Origin of the sequence: Paenibacillus sp. FSL R7-0273 (genome assembly GCF_000758625.1) — a bacterium.
Classification (GTDB): Bacteria; Bacillota; Bacilli; order Paenibacillales; family Paenibacillaceae; genus Paenibacillus_AQ.
Genome location: NZ_CP009283.1, coordinates 5530660 through 5544239 on the forward strand (window position 1 = coordinate 5530660; position 13580 = coordinate 5544239).

The 13580-nt window shown below is 52.7% G+C and carries 14 protein-coding genes; all 14 read right to left on the minus strand.

Annotated features, from left to right (window positions below; all coding sequences use genetic code 11):
* Nucleotides 1-74: 74 nt before the first annotated feature.
* Nucleotides 75-968, minus strand: coding sequence for a GTPase Era (era, locus tag R70723_RS23875; protein ID WP_039876052.1), 894 nt, complete (start codon nt 966-968; stop codon nt 75-77).
* Nucleotides 969-1811: 843 nt separating this feature from the next.
* On the minus strand, nt 1812-2231 hold the full coding sequence (locus R70723_RS23880) for a cytidine deaminase (protein ID WP_039876054.1): 420 nt from the start codon (nt 2229-2231) through the stop codon (nt 1812-1814).
* Between the two features lie 415 nt (nt 2232-2646).
* A complete protein-coding gene (locus R70723_RS23885) occupies nt 2647-3042 on the minus strand; it encodes a diacylglycerol kinase family protein (protein ID WP_039876057.1) in 396 nt (131 codons plus the stop codon).
* Nucleotides 3042-3539 (minus strand): rRNA maturation RNase YbeY, encoded by a 498-nt coding sequence (gene ybeY / locus R70723_RS23890; RefSeq protein ID WP_039876058.1) that lies wholly within the window; start codon nt 3537-3539, stop codon nt 3042-3044. Before ybeY ends, R70723_RS23885 begins: the two co-directional genes overlap by 1 nt.
* Nucleotides 3536-5797: an HD family phosphohydrolase gene (locus tag R70723_RS23895; RefSeq protein ID WP_039876061.1), complete on the minus strand. Its 2262-nt coding sequence runs from the start codon at nt 5795-5797 to the stop codon at nt 3536-3538. Before R70723_RS23895 ends, ybeY begins: the two co-directional genes overlap by 4 nt.
* Nucleotides 5798-5814: 17 nt before the next feature.
* Nucleotides 5815-6786, minus strand: coding sequence for a PhoH family protein (locus R70723_RS23900; RefSeq protein WP_039876064.1), 972 nt, complete (start codon nt 6784-6786; stop codon nt 5815-5817).
* Between the two features lie 15 nt (nt 6787-6801).
* Nucleotides 6802-7983, minus strand: coding sequence for a sporulation protein YqfD (gene yqfD / locus R70723_RS23905; RefSeq protein WP_039876066.1), 1182 nt, complete (start codon nt 7981-7983; stop codon nt 6802-6804).
* Nucleotides 7980-8273 (minus strand): sporulation protein YqfC, encoded by a 294-nt coding sequence (yqfC, locus tag R70723_RS23910; RefSeq protein WP_039876069.1) that lies wholly within the window; start codon nt 8271-8273, stop codon nt 7980-7982. The genes yqfD and yqfC overlap by 4 nt, the downstream gene beginning before the upstream one ends.
* Before the next feature lie 192 nt (nt 8274-8465).
* A complete protein-coding gene (locus tag R70723_RS23915; protein WP_039876071.1) occupies nt 8466-9077 on the minus strand; it encodes a YqfB family membrane protein in 612 nt (203 codons plus the stop codon).
* Nucleotides 9078-9093: 16 nt separating this feature from the next.
* Complete coding sequence (gene floA / locus R70723_RS23920; protein ID WP_039876074.1) at nt 9094-10095, minus strand: flotillin-like protein FloA; 1002 nt, start codon at nt 10093-10095, stop codon at nt 9094-9096.
* Between the two features lie 67 nt (nt 10096-10162).
* On the minus strand, nt 10163-11530 hold the full coding sequence (locus R70723_RS23925; protein ID WP_039876076.1) for an NfeD family protein: 1368 nt from the start codon (nt 11528-11530) through the stop codon (nt 10163-10165).
* 194 nt (nt 11531-11724) lie between these two features.
* Entirely contained in the window at nt 11725-12168 is a 444-nt protein-coding gene (locus tag R70723_RS23930) for a GatB/YqeY domain-containing protein (RefSeq protein ID WP_039876079.1), read from the minus strand.
* A gap of 15 nt (nt 12169-12183) precedes the next feature.
* Nucleotides 12184-12357, minus strand: a complete 174-nt coding sequence (rpsU, locus tag R70723_RS23935; RefSeq protein WP_005547957.1) for a 30S ribosomal protein S21 — start codon at nt 12355-12357, stop codon at nt 12184-12186.
* A 138-nt stretch (nt 12358-12495) separates the two neighbouring features.
* Nucleotides 12496-12855, minus strand: a complete 360-nt coding sequence (locus tag R70723_RS23940) for a histidine triad nucleotide-binding protein (protein WP_039876108.1) — start codon at nt 12853-12855, stop codon at nt 12496-12498.
* Nucleotides 12856-13580: the final 725 nt, after the last annotated feature.

Consider the following 13580-nt stretch of genomic DNA (forward strand, 5'->3'; position numbering starts at 1 on the left):
CTCTTCAGATCTAGGATGTGCGCTGTGCTGAGGTTTATCCTTGCAATTCCTGCCATACCCGCTGCCACACCGGATTAAAGGTCTTTATGGAAGCCTAAATCGCGCAGAACTCGGTCCTGGTTGCGCCAGTCTTTTTTCACTTTTACCCATAGCTCCAAGAAAATCTTCGATCCCAGCAGGTTCTGAATATCGGTGCGGGCCCGTCTGCCGACTTCCTTCAGCAGCGCACCCTGCTTGCCGATAATGATGCCCTTCTGCGAATCGCGCTCAACAAAAATAATCGCGCTGATATGCACCACACCGTTCTGCTCAACACGCATATCTTCAATACCTACCGCTATGGAATGCGGCACCTCTTCGCGGGTCATGTGCAGAATCTTCTCGCGGATCAGCTCGGCACAGACGAATTGCTCCGGATGGTCCGTTACCTGGTCCTCCGGATAATACTGCGGCCCTTCCGGCAGATACTTAGAAATCTGCTCCAGCAGGGTATTCACGTTACTGCCCACCTTGGCGGAAATCGGAACGATTTCAGCAAACGTATGCAGCTTGTTATACTCTGTAATCAGCGGAAGCAGTGCTTCCGGCTCGATTTTGTCAATTTTGTTCATGACCAGGATTACCGGGGTCTTAACCTCTTTCAGCTGCTCTGCGATAAACCGGTCACCGCCGCCCATCCCTTCAGACGCATCCACCAGGAACAGCACAGCCTCCACCTCATGCAGAGTACTGAGCGCCGTCTGGTTCATGTAATCGCCCAGCTTGGACTGTCTTTTATGGATACCCGGCGTGTCCAGGAACACGATCTGCGAGTTGTTCGCCGTGTACACCCCGTGGATTTTGTTGCGCGTCGTCTGCGGCTTGTCCGACATGATGGCGATTTTCTGGCCGATCACCTGGTTCATGAGTGTCGATTTGCCTACATTTGGTCTGCCGATAATGGCGACAAACCCTGATTTGAATTTCATATGATCTTCCCTTTCGTGTTAAAACAAAAATTAAAAAGCTTAAAAACTTTTTCGATCCCCCTAAATCCCCCTTAGCCAAGGGGGACCCCACGGGCCCCGGCCCTCTGGACACCCGGAAATGGTCGCTACCAAAGGTAAGCGGCGCTTCGAGCAGGCATATGGTGCTAAGAGCGCTTTCGTTCCCTGCGGGAACACGCTGGACTGTCGCGCTTGTAGTGGCGTGCAAGTGACTGTCGGTGCAGGAGCGGGCATGTGGTGCAATGAGCGCTTTCGTTCCCTGCGGGAACACGCTGGACGGTGGCGCCCGGGAGTTTGTTAACTAACCAATCTTTCAGACCACTCATCCCTACCTACAGGGGTTCCCCAGCGAGGCGGAGATACGAGATAGTAGTTAAATAACGTAGTCACATTATACGCTCTTTTTCGTTGGCCAGAGGTTATCAGCGCTGGGTCCACGACGACGGAGGCTTTAGTTGTATTTTGTACAATTATTTCAGCCTGAATCGGCTGTTTTGCTGGTTTAGTTGTATTTTGTGCAGTTATTTTTGGCAATTTGAACGTTTTGGGCACAAAAACACCAAAATAGTTGCACAAACTGCAGTTATTCTCAGCTGCGGGCAAATATAGCCAGGTTTAAGTGTACAAAGTGCAATTAAGCCTGAGCGTAGCTCTTCGGCCGGCACGAGCAGGCCAAGTGGCAACTGATCAGAGAACAACTGGCCAGCACCAGCAGGCCAAATAGCAACTGTCCAGATAGCAACTGATCAGGCAGCAATTGGCTTGGCAACAAACGGCCATGCACAATCGGCCAGGCAGCAATCTGCCAGGGAACAAAAGGCCAGTCTACTCCGGCGCCTGCCCCTGCTCCAGATCCGCGGTTGTAAACGCGCCGGGCAGCAAATCCCGCACGGTCGTCTCGACCATGTCGCCCTTCAGGTTGCCGAGGATAACCTTCATATCGGGGCTGCACAGCTCGACCATAACCTGGCGGCAGACGCCGCAAGGGGATACAGGTCCATCGGTATCGGCAACAACGGCGATCGCCCGGAAGCTGCCCGGCTTATGGCCGTCGGCGACAGCACGGAACAGCGCGGTCCGCTCGCCGCAGTTCGTCGGGCCATAGGCGGCATTTTCGATGTTGCAGCCGTGGTGGACATGGCCGTCCTGATCCAGCAGGGCAGCACCGACGCCGAAACGGGAATACGGTATATAGGCATTGGCTCTGGCCTTAATCGCTTCCTGAAGAAGTAGAGCAGATTCCATATTGGCCCTCCTAAAAGTTTTGTCAGCATATGCTACCTGAGTGACTTCGTACAAAACTCTCTTCGTAAGCATTCACTTAGTTTGTTTAGCAGCTTCTTCATGGCTCTACTTCGGCAAACTCACTTCGTAAGCATGTGCCCAAGTATGTTCAGCATATACTACCTGAGTGAACCCGTCCAAAACGGTCTTCGTAAGCGTTCACCTAGTTTGTTCAGCATCTTTTTCATCGTTACACTTCGCCCCAGCCTGTGCGAAAGCATCCACATAGTTTGTGAGCAATCAGAGCGGCTGCCAGTTTACACACCATTAGATTCCGGCACCTTACATGCATGGATGCTGCATCTCGGCTAATACAAGATGGCGGAGGGCACAAAACGCCGGTCCGCCTCAAGCTTCAGCTTAAGTTGTAAACTGATTATGACATAAACCCGGTGATCCAGTCCATCACCGGATGATAAAAAACGTAGATTCCCACAATAACGGCAAAAACCGCCGTAAGCAGCACAGCTCCTGCGGCGGTATCTTTGGCGGTCTTGGCCAGGGGATGAATATCCGGCGACACCAGATCAATCGTCGCTTCTATTGCCGTATTCAATAGCTCTGTGCTCAGTACAAGCGTTATTGCCAGCAGCAGCAGTATCCAGCTTAAAGGAGGAAGCCTGAAAAACGCTGCAGCGGCAAGCACCGCTACAGCCAGTACACTATGCACCTTCATATTCAGCTCTGATTTGAACGCGGAGGCAATGCCATGCGCCGCAAACCGGAATGAATGCCAGAATTTTTTGTGGCCTACCGCCGTATTTTTGACCATTAGCGGGTCAACCCCACCTGTACCAGTACCTGCTCCTGTTTGGACATCATCTCGGCCTCTGATTCAGCATCCTGATGATCGTAGCCCAGCAGGTGCAGGAAGCCGTGCACGAACAGGAAGCCAAGCTCCCGCTCCAGGGAGTGGCCGTATTCCTCTGCCTGCTCCTTAGCGCGTGTAACCGAGATAATAATATCACCCAGCGAGTTTGGAATCTCCCCGTATTCTTCATCCCCGTCAACCGCATATATAATCTCCGGTTCGTCCTCCCCGGCTTCATTCATTGCAAACGACAGCACATCCGTTGGGCGGTCAATCCCCCGGTATTCACGGTTCAGCTCATGAATGCGGTCGTTATCCACAAAAGTAAGGTCGACCTCTCCCTTATCCATTCCTTCGGCTTCACCTGCTTTTTGCAGAATGCTGTCCAGAAGCGCTATCAGAGCGTCCGTTATCTCGTATTCTTCCTGCTCATTATTCCAATTGATGGCCAGACTCATGTTGTAGCCGCCCCTTCCTCATTCTTCGGTTTCTTCACTTCTTCAGGATATTCGATCCGCGAGTGAAAAATCCCCATGACCGTCTCTTTGAGCGTCCGGGCAATAATGTCCAGCTCCTTGATCGTCAGGTCACATTCATCAAACTGGTGGTCGTCCAGCCTGCTTTTTATTATCTTTTCAATCATTGTCTCTACTTGAACAACGGTTGGCTTACGTAGTGAACGGACCGCTGCTTCCACACTGTCGGCGATACCGACCACCGCAGCCTCCTTAGACTGCGCCTTCGGCCCGGGATAACGGAAATCCTCTTCGGTGAAATCAGGCGAAACGCCCTTTTCCTCCGCTATCTTCAGCGCCTTATGGTAAAAATAATGCAGGAACGTCGTGCCGTGATGCTGCTCGGCAATGTCGCGGATCGGCTTGGGCAGCTTGTACTCCTTCTGCATCTCCACCCCGTCACGGGCATGCGCCACAATGATGGATTTGCTGAGCGCCGGCTCAATCGAATCATGCGGATTCTCCATATTGTTCTGATTCTCAATAAAATAAAACGGCCGCTTCGTCTTCCCGATGTCGTGATAATAGGAGCCTACCCGGCATAGCAGGCCGTCTGCTCCAATTGCCTCCGCTGCCGCTTCCGACAGGTTTCCGACCATGACGCTGTGATGATAGGTTCCCGGTGTTTCTGTAAGCAGCTTGCGCAGCAAAGGGTGATTCGGGTTAGACAGCTCTACCAGCTTCAGCGCCGACAGGATACCGAAGGTAGCTTCAAAGAACGGCATCAGCCCGATTACAAGCACTGCTGTCAGCAGTCCCCCGGCAAAAGCAAAGCCAAGCGAATACAAGGTCTGCGTATCATTCCAGGCCCCGCCGCCGAGCAGCTTCAGCATAAACACAGTGACGGTGCCGAATAGGGAGACCATGATCCCGCCTTTTAGGAGCGTGGAACGCTGGCCGGCGCGATGCGTGGCAAAAATCGCCACATACGATACTACCAGCGCAAAGAAGCCAAAGGTAAAATCAAATACCGTATTCTGCTGCACGTTCAGAATAATGCTGGCGAGCACGCTGAACAGAATGGAGCAGAAATATGCCAGTGTCATGTCCAGCAGCATAGCTATCAGCATCGCCCCGATGGCGACCGGAGCCAGGAAGCCGACATAGTAGCGGACATCGGTCTGCAGGAAGGCTGCCAGCTTCATGGTGATCATGGTGATCACAAAGACCAGCACCAGCATCAGAAGCTGGGAGTTATTGTACTTGAACCCTGAGCTGCCGGTGCCTCCCGAATAGCGGATGAATACCATCAGTCCGGCAGAGAGCATGACCGACAGCAGCAGCAGGCCGAATTGCGGCCAGTAGTTAACCTCATTGCTGAGCAGCCCGTTCTCATCGAGGAGCGCATACAGCTCAGGTGTGATCATTTCTCCTTTGGCTACAAGCACATCGCCCTGCTCAATGAACACATCAGGTGTATTTTCGCGTGCTTCAACCTTAGCTTCCTTGGTGGCTTCCTCATCAAAAAATTTATTAGGCATAATGACCAGCCGGACCAGCTCCTGGGTTACTTCACGGGCGGTCCGCTGGCTGAGTGAGCTGACGCTGACCTGCTCCGCTACCTTGGCGCGGGCGGTCTGGGCGTCGACAATCTGGTCATTCATCAGCTTGATGACAATTTCCCGGGCAACCTGCTTCATTTCGATGATATCCTGGGTGGTCAGCCGCGGAATTTTGATATAGGTCTCTTCAGGAATGGTATAGGCCTGTTCAGCAATGCCGGTCTGGATCTCCTCCAGGAGCGTATCGGAATAGGTACCGGCGCTGCGGCTGGAATTGATAAAGCTCTGTACAAAATCATTGGCCCGCTGCGGAATAACATCCTTGTAAATGCCGATTTTTTCGCTTTGCGAGATCAGATCATCCTGATTCAGGCTGTCAATCCGGTCCAGCAGCAGGGTAACAAGGCTATCCGCCCTGATCGGTATAATGGCATACTTGTTCTGGACACCCTCCGCCGCAGCTTCCTGGGCCTTCAGCTTCGCCTTGTTATCAAGAATCTGCTTCGGGGCCGAAATCTCCTTGGCGCTGGTTGTATTCACTTTAATATCATAGCGTTTCGGCAGCAGATCTGAAGAAAGGCTGAAGTAGAAGACCAGCCCCAGGAACAGGAAAAGAGCATAGCGCGTCGCCGCGCTATACTTCCATCCGGTATTGCTGTATACGAATCCGCTTAGTTTCGATGGTTGCTTTGAAGCCATGAGGACAGTCCCCTTTGTTAGTCGAGGTTTTCGGCAGAGCGGTCATAGGCTACGATAATTTTCTGGACCAGGGAATGTCTTACTACATCCTGTTCAGCAAAATACACAAACCCGAGCTCCTCAATGCCGGATAAAATCGCCTTAGCTTCGATTAATCCTGATTTCTTGCCGCGCGGCAGGTCGATCTGGGTGACGTCACCGGTGATGACCATTTTGGAGCCGAAGCCGAGCCGGGTCAGGAACATCTTCATCTGCTCGGGAGTCGTATTCTGGGCTTCATCCAGGATAATAAAAGAATCGTCCAGGGTACGTCCGCGCATATAGGCGAGCGGTGCTATTTCAATCAGTCCCCGTTCAAGCGCTTTGGCCACCTGATCCGGCCCCATAACGTCGTACAGGGCGTCGTAGAGCGGACGGAGATACGGATCAACCTTCTCCTGCAGATCACCCGGCAGAAAGCCGAGGCTTTCGCCTGCTTCGACAGCAGGACGGGTAAGCACAATCCGCTTCACGGAGCCTTCCTTGAGGGCAGCAACAGCCAGGACAACGGCAAGGTAGGTTTTACCCGTTCCCGCAGGCCCGATACCAAAGACGATATCGCGTTTCTTGATCGTGGTCACATAATGCTTCTGGCCGATGGTTTTGACACGGATCGGCTTGCCGCGGAACGTGGTCGTGATTTCACCCTTGAACAGGTCCAGCAGCTGATCGGCACGGAACTCCTTAGCCAGCTCCACCGCATACTGGACATCACGCTCACTGAGAATATATCCGCTGCGGATCAGGGACAGCAGCACGTTAAACAGCTGCTCCAGCATGTCCACCTGACGCTCAGCCCCGCGTATCGTGATTTCCGCTTCACGGGAGTCAATCACTGCCGGAATTTCACTTTCAATGATCTTCAGAAATCCATCCTGCGGGCCGAACAGGGATTGCGCTTCTCCCGCATTTTGCAAAGATATACGAATGCTTGCAGTCTGTTCTGACAAGTAGCCTCATTCTCCTCAGTTGTTTACTATCGGAAGTTCTTCCGCGATTCTCTCTTCCACCTCAAACAGCACTTTCATATAAACTTTACCATTGTCTTTCTTCTCATGCAAAATTTTTTGACTTTTAATGGTGCTGTCAGTGCCGTAACGGGCCAAAATATCGCTTTTGGCGCGGGCAATTCCCTCCGCCCTCGCCTCTTCCGCCGTCTTTACCGAGGACGAATACTCAACCTCCAGCTCCTTCTCCGTCATCACGCCCAGCGGCAGCTGAAGGGAACGCCAGGACAGCATATTATTCTCCGTGAGCGTGCGTGATTTGCTGAAGCCCGCCTTGCCGTATCCCCACAGCTGAACTGCCCAGTCCCCTATGACAAGGTAGGTCCGGTCTTTCCGCTCTCCTGTATAGGTGCTGCCGGTTGTCTTAAGGGGAACCTCGATATTGTATTCATGCCAGACAAGACCCCTTACCTCGCCCTTGGCTACTACGTACTCTATGTTTTCCTCATCGCCCAAAGCGCCTGATATGAGAATTTGTCCTTTTTTGACCCGGGCATTGAGGCCCACAACAGGTCTGCCCTGCTCCGCATAGATCCCGGTAACCACCGCATCCGTTCTGCTGACCAGATGGCGCTGGGTCAGCAGCGGACGCTGCTCCGGCTGGTCTGCCTCAACAATCCGCAGGGTGATGCTCGTCCCGGTCCGCTCCACACCAATCCAGGAGATTCCCGGCACCCGGGAGATCATCCGCTTGGAGAGCATGTCCGGCTCATCCATGCGCCAGATCCACTGAAACGGATATATCCCTTCCTGACGCGCGGCGGCCAGCAGATCATCCGAGGCAATCCGCTGGTTGCCTTCGACCCGGACCGTCCAGATCATGGAGCAGAACAGCAGAAGCATAACCCCGAACAGCAGGATGCCTCCAGAAAAAAGCTTGCGCCTCCACAGCCTGGCAAGCCTGAAGGGTATACCGCTTCTCGCAGTGACGTGCATGCGGCAGCCTGTCTTTTTTAAAAGCGGCCGGAGGCTGAAGAAGTCGTCCAGCAGCAGGTTCAGGGAAGCGCCGTCCCTTGCAGGCTTCACCTCCCAGATCACGATGCCGGCTTCGGTAACGGCGTTGATAAAGCTTTCCACCGCAGGTCCCGTCACATGCAGTGTAACGAACCCCCGCAGTGCTGACAGAGGCGGCTCTTTCATGGTTTCTCCTCGCTTCCCTTGTATCTGATTTCTCCGATAATGCCTTCAACAGCCAGCTCCTGGCCTAGAATATTACGGATCATTAGCTCCTGTCCGGAGATTTCAAGTGAACCTTTGGCTAACGCGATGGTAAGCTGTCCGGACGAAAACTGCAGCACACCGCGGTGATTCTCGATATATAGCTCCTTATTGCCGATCAGGGTGATCCGGGGCAGCTCCTGCAGCACATCCTGCGGAAGATCCAGTACCCCGTTTGTCCATCCCCGCAGCCTGCGGCCGATACGGGTCATATGTAGACTTCTCCCCCTTCCTGCGTTCTTTACACCTTATGCGGAGGCACAGCTGTTTATGAGAAATACTCCCGAGGATGACCATAAATGCGCCGGAAGCCTGTCTGGATTGAGCCTGCCGCCAACGCAAAAAAGCCTTTGGACCCTCCATGAAGGTCCAAAGGCTTGCCTTGCTTTAAATGCTGTTCCGGCCTACCGCCTAGTCGAATGCGGTCTCCGGGAACGCGGGGGACCGAGTATCTCCGCCCAGACGAGCCCGTTGCGCAAAGCCTGGGCGCTGCCGGCCGCTCCGCCCGGAAGCGGAGACACAGCAGCCCTGCTGTTCTCCGGGGCCTCCACAGCCCCGTCTGTGCCCTTTTCCAGCCCGTATGCAGCCATACCGTCATACGCAGCCTGAAGACGCTTCAGCTCGCGCTCCATCCGTTCTGTGCGGGCCTGTACACTGTCCTCCTGATCTCCGGACTGCTCGTAGGACATCCCTTCACCTGTCTCATAATCGGGAGTCGGTACCTGCGGGGACTCCTTCCAGGCAGGTGCCAGCTCATGCTCATGCTCCTCACCGAATGAGCGGTCCCGGGAGGGCATACCGCTGTCCGGTGCGGGGAATCCGGAGCCGGCAGGACGCATTTCACTGCCCTCAGGCCCGGGACCCCGGTCTCTGCGCTGCGGCTGATCATCGCCTCCGCCTCCGAAGGTCGGCATACCGCCGCGTGCATTCGGCTTTTTCCTGTTCTTGGCCGCTTTATTCACATTGGTAAAGATTGCGATCAGAATAATCACGGCAATATAAATCAGACTGCCCATGGGATCTCACATCCCCTTATTTATTGGTCGGACGGTTCGGATCATCCCCGTCATTCGCTTTACCGAGTGACCCGCGCATCTGCGTGTCCGCCTCGATGTTCTTGAGATTCATGTAATCCATAACACCAAGCTGTCCGGACCGCAGCGCTTCCGCCATAGCCAGCGGTACCTGGGATTCCGATTCGACAACCAGCGCCTTCATTTCGACAACCTTTGCCTTCATCTCCTGCTCATGGGCAACAGCCATTGCTCTGCGCTCCTCCGCTTTCGCCTGGGCGATGCGCTTGTCCGCTTCGGCCTGCTCAGTCTGCAGGTACGCGCCGATATTTTTGCCGACATCAACGTCCGCAATATCAATCGAGAGAATTTCAAAAGCCGTACCGGAATCAAGCCCCTTCGACAGCACAGTCCGGGAAATCGAATCCGGATTCTCCAGTACGTCCTTGTGCGAATTACTGGAACCTACGGTAGTTACAATCCCTTCACCGACACGGGCAATGATAGTCTCTTCACCCGCACCGCCGACCAGCCGGTCGATGTTGGCCCGGACCGTTACCCGTGCTTTTACCTTTACCTCAATCCCGTTCCGGGCAACCGCTGCAACAATCGGCGTTTCAATAACACGCGGGTTAACGCTCATCTGCACTGCCAGCAGCACGTCACGTCCGGCCAGGTCGATAGCCGCTGCGCGTGTAAATTCAAGCGGGATATTGGCCCGCTGCGCCGCAATCAGCGCATTGACAACCCGGTCAACGTTACCTCCGGCGAGGTAATGGCTTTCGAGCTGATTAATATTCAGCCCCAGGCCGGCTTTGGTAGCCTTGATCAGAGGATTAACAATCCGGCTCGGCGTTACCCGGCGCAGTCTCATCGCCACCAGCGTAATAATGCTGATTCTCACACCGGATGCCCATGCAGAAATCCAGAGCATAACCGGGAAGAAGCTGAAGAACACACTCAACACAATGATCACGACAACCGCGATCAGCAAAATAGGAATCCAAGTAGCTTCACCCATACCCGTTCCCAACCTCCGTTACATTTTTTTTGTTAAAATCATCTGTTGCCGCCTGCCGGACAGCAGGTCATTCCGTTGTTTCCTTTACAACCACCCGTCCGCCCTCCACCTTCACGACGGAAACGGGCCGGTCAGAGCTGATAAAGCTGCCTTCAGTCACTACATCCACACGTTCACCGTTGAACATAGCAGTTCCCGCCGGCCGCAGAGGAGTAACACTCAACCCAGCTGCACCTACAAGGCTTAGCTTTTCCAGCACAGGTACAAACCCTTCTTCTTTGGTCAGACTCTCCTGGAGGATGAACCGGTTCCAGATGCCGCGCTCCTTAAAAATAACCACAACAACCGCGATCACTACCGCCGCAGCGGCAAATGCGATGCCGAGATTAAGCAGGGCGTGGGTATAGCTGAAGGCTGCCCGTACAACGCCGGCAATCAGACAGATTGAACCCAGCAGCCCGAGGATTCCGAAGCTAGGCACAAACAGCTCCAGAACGAGCATGACAAGCCCCAGAATGAACAGCAGCCATGTCTCTGCTCCCGCAAAGCCTGCCACATAGTTCCCGAAGAAATACAGCGCGAAGGCCAGCGTCCCGATAATACCGGGAGCACCGAAGCCCGGAACGAGCAGCTCAATGACGATTCCGGCAATTCCGATAAAGAGCAGAATGACCATTACAAGCGGATTGGTGAGAAAATGCGACAATTTCTCCGCGCCGGTCTGCTTGACGTGAAAAATGTCGTCAGTCGAGTAGCCAAGCAAGCCAATCGCCTCTTCCGGGGTAGCCGCCAGATGCTCGGCATAGCCTGCCTTCAGCGCCTCGTCACTGGTCAGAGCAATAATCTGCCCTGCCGTTTTGCTCACACCGAGCTCAGGCTTGTTCACAACCAGATTCACATCCATCATCCCGGCAGCAATGTCGGGATCACGCCCGTTCAGCGTGGCTGCTCCTACCATTTTTGATTTCCAGTAAGAGATCATCTTGGCGTCATCCACGCTGTTTCCGTTCATATCCACCAGCGAAGCCGCACCAATCATGCTCCCGGGCTTCATAATGATGGTATCCGCGTTCAGCGCTATGTAGCTTCCTGCCGACGCAGCGTCGCCTTTAATATAGGCGGTAACCGGAATCTCGCTGTCTCTGACCAGTGTTCCAATCTGCTCGGCAGAGTCCACCAGTCCCCCCGGCGTATCGATTTCAAGTACAATCAGAACCGCACCGTAGTTTGCCGCTTCAGCAAATCCGCGCTCCAGAAAGCTCTGCAGGCCGCGTTCAATTTCCTGATCCACCGGAATGATAAAGACTGGACCGCTTTGGGCTGCCCCGGCCTGCCGGTCCGTCGTCCCCGATGCTCCGGCCATTACCGGTACGCACAGCATCAGCAGCAGCATAACAGCAGTGCAGGCTACAAGCATTTTCCGGAATCTGCTCATATTTGAACCTCCTCTCTTTCATGATAACCCAATTCATACTCCTAGTACGCCTTTTTCCGCCAAACCGTTTCAAAACATGGCAAAACACAGCAGCCGGAGCTAACAAAAAAAAGGGACAACAGTAAGCAGATGCTTTTCCATTGTCCCCTGATAAACGAAAAACACCCCTTATAAAAAGGGGTGTCAGCGCTATATTATTGCAGAAATTGCAGAACCGCCTGGTTCACAAGTTTACCATCGGCGCGACCTTTGACCTTAGGCATCAGTGCGCTCATGACCTTACCCATATCACTTTTCGAAGAAGCACCGGTTTCCTGGATGGTCTGCTGTACAATTACTTTAATTTCTTCTTCGGAAAGCTGCGCAGGAAGATACTTAATGATAATCTCGATTTCTGCCTTCGTATTCGCGGCAAGCTCTTCACGACCCGCTGATTCAAATTCTTGGAGGGCATCTTTGCGCTGTTTGATTTCACGACTAAGGATATCAAGCACTTCGTTGTCGTCTAATGTTCTCTTTAATTCTATTTCAGAATAATTTATCGTAGAACGAACCATTCGAATGGTGGAGAGTGTGAACTTGTCCTTACTCTTCATCGCTTGCTTCATATCTTCGTTCAATCGTTCGCTAAGATTCATGACTCGGTAATCCTCCTAAAACTTTCTCTTACGAGCAGCCTCAGACTTCTTCTTGCGCTTAACGCTTGGCTTCTCATAATGCTTGCGTTTCTTCACCTCAGCCAAGACACCATCTTTAGCGATGGAACGTTTAAAGCGACGAAGTGCAGCATCAATTGTCTCGTTTTTACGAACTTTCGTTTCAGACACCAGTTTTCCCTCCCTCCGACCAGACCGTCCAAGAGCATAACACGGTTCATCAACTTTCATTATAGGTCAAACCGAAATAAGGTGTCAACCTTCGTGTTATTCTTTTTTCTGGCATGCGGTCTGTTGCTGGATACAACGCTATGCGTGCGAATCCGAAATCCCGACAAGAGCGCCCAGCTTGGCGCCGCCGATCAGATGGTAATGAAGATGCGGCACCGCCTGTCCGCTGTCAGGTCCGCAGTTGTTAATCAGCCGGTATCCCGTGTCAGCGACGCCAAGCTCTACAGCAATCTGCTGTGCCACCGCATGAATCTCGCCGATCAGCGGCAGATCCTCTGCAGTTACATCATTCATCGAAGCAATGAACTTCTTGGGAATGATCAGCACATGCACAGGTGCAGCGGGCTGGATGTCATGAAATGCCAGGATACGCTCGTTCTCAAACACTTTTTTTGAAGGGATGGTGCCCTCAATAATTTTGCTAAAAACAGTTTCCATACAACACCTCCTTCTAAAAGTCTGTGGAGCAGCGACGCTTGAATGATCTTCACAGCATCACTTGTTACCGGACAGGCGAATAATCACAATGGATGCATCCCTGCCCGTCGGACCGCCCGGCCTTCTCCGCCATATTATTTATGTGTCTTATCATACAGGATTTTGGAGCAATGCGAAAGCGGGAGCGGAGAATGCCATTTTATAAAAAGAAAATGCTGATAAAGAGCTGGGACGTTCCCTCTTGGGGCGGTGTGGATACAGATAGCTGGAAGTGTTTTTGAGCATGGCGAGTGGTGAGCATAAAGAGTATTGGGCATGGCGAGTATTAGAAAAGGCATTAGTATGAAGCTGAGGCTGGCAGTGTGGTGAAGGGTAATCCTGGAGCTGTTGGAGTGTCAGGGACAGCCTGAAAGCTTATCGAAGAAAAGCTAATTCCGGGAGCATGAGCTGGTCAGAGGAATAATCAAGAAATTTGTTTAAGGGCAGCGGCCGAAAGTCTAACATTTCTCTGGAGTCACGTTCAATTTCAAAACAGAAAGAATGCTAGTTTAATCTATATAGTTCGCAAAGATCATGCACGTATAGTGATATTAGAGATTGTCAGGTGCAGGAATCAGGCATTCTTCATTAATCCGGCAGTTGTGACCAGATTGAGCTGCTGAAATAGCATGTTTGGCTGGAACACCCTATCCTATAATGATTTATTGAACCTGTAATATAATACA